2 protein-coding genes are annotated in these 1,410 nt (G+C 38.1%); both read left to right on the forward strand.

All coding sequences use genetic code 11. From position 1 onward, the window contains the following. The coding region (locus HMPREF0671_RS11620) for a nucleotidyl transferase AbiEii/AbiGii toxin family protein (protein WP_036900987.1) at positions 1 to 884 on the forward strand (884 nt) is incomplete at its 5' end. A 157-nt stretch (positions 885 to 1,041) separates the two neighbouring features. Further along, a partial coding sequence (locus HMPREF0671_RS11625) for a hypothetical protein (RefSeq protein ID WP_156958418.1) occupies positions 1,042 to 1,410 on the forward strand: 369 nt, incomplete at its 3' end.

A 1,410-nucleotide genomic window follows, 5' to 3' on the forward strand; every position in this document is an offset into this window, starting at 1 on the left:
GTCTTTTCAAGGGCGGAACTTCTTTGAGTAAAGGATGGAATCTTATTAACCGTTTCAGTGAAGATATCGACATCTCCATTGACAGAACTTTTTTTGAAAAAATCCTTAACCTGCCATTTGCCAAGTGTGAGAACAACAACCAGGTAAAGAAGTTAAGAAAAGCGTCGCGAGATTATATTCATGGGACACTTTCAGCAGAACTGGATGTGGAACTTCAGAAAATGGGAATTGAAGGATATACTGTAAAGAATGAAACGATGGCGGGGGAACCTCCCAAGCCTATAGATCATGACAGTGACCCAACGGTAATATTCGTCAATTATGAAAGTATCTTCCCGTCCAGCATGAGACTTATTGATGCGAGGATTAAAATAGAAATCAGTTGTCTATCTATGTCTGAGCCTAATGAGAAATGCGACATTCGCTCTCTTGTCTTTGATAAGTTCCCTGAAGAGGATGATGAAATGACAGCATCTATCAAGACTGTAACGCCATCAAGAACATTTTTGGAGAAGGCACTGCTTCTTAGTGAGGAGCTTCAAAAGGAAGAACCAAGAACATTGCGTATGTCCCGGCATCTCTATGATTTAGATAGATTGATGGACACAGAGTTTGGCCAGAAGTCACTGAACGATGGCAACCTTTATAAGGCTATCGTAGAACATCGTCGTCGTTTCTATCATTTGGGATATGTGGACTATGACAAAGATTATCCGACAAGTATTGATTTTATCCCCCGAAATGAGGTTCTGAAAGCCTATCGTCTGGACTATGAGACAAATATGGTAGATGGATATATATATGGCGAAGCCAAGCCCTTTAAGGAATTGATGAAAAGAATGGAGAAATTACTTCATGACTTCAGACAAATTATAATTCCTTAGATGTGCCATTGACCATCGTTTGTTACAGGTATCAAAATACGCAATCCAATGTTTCCTTTATGACGGGAGGTATATTAATAAAGTAATGCCACATCGTAAGGAATTCAAAAATCTTAAGTGGCATGAGAAAGATTTTCTGTTTCAACATATGAAGATTATGCGTAATGAAAAAGGTATGTTGGGATTTGACCTCTTGCAATTTCCGGAGGCTTCTGATTACGTATTATACTATTTGATTCTGATCTATGGAACCAATTCTCAAAAGATTCGTTTTGACGACGAGGTAAAAGATTATATTGGAGTGATACCAGAAGATAGGAAAGCTAAACATAAGATATTCTTTGAAAATCACCTTTCTTCATGGTTTGACGAGTTTGATAAAGGAGGTGGCCCTTATTTTTCTGTGATGCGCCCCATGTATTATTCGAAGTTGAAGGAATATGAAGAACAGAGAAACGGTGGCATTATAGACCGCAATGTATTTGCGGAAAAGGTACTATATATGAAAGCATGTTTCTTTTACATA

This window comes from Prevotella sp. S7 MS 2 (genome assembly GCF_000762865.1).
GTDB lineage: Bacteria > Bacteroidota > Bacteroidia > Bacteroidales > Bacteroidaceae > Prevotella.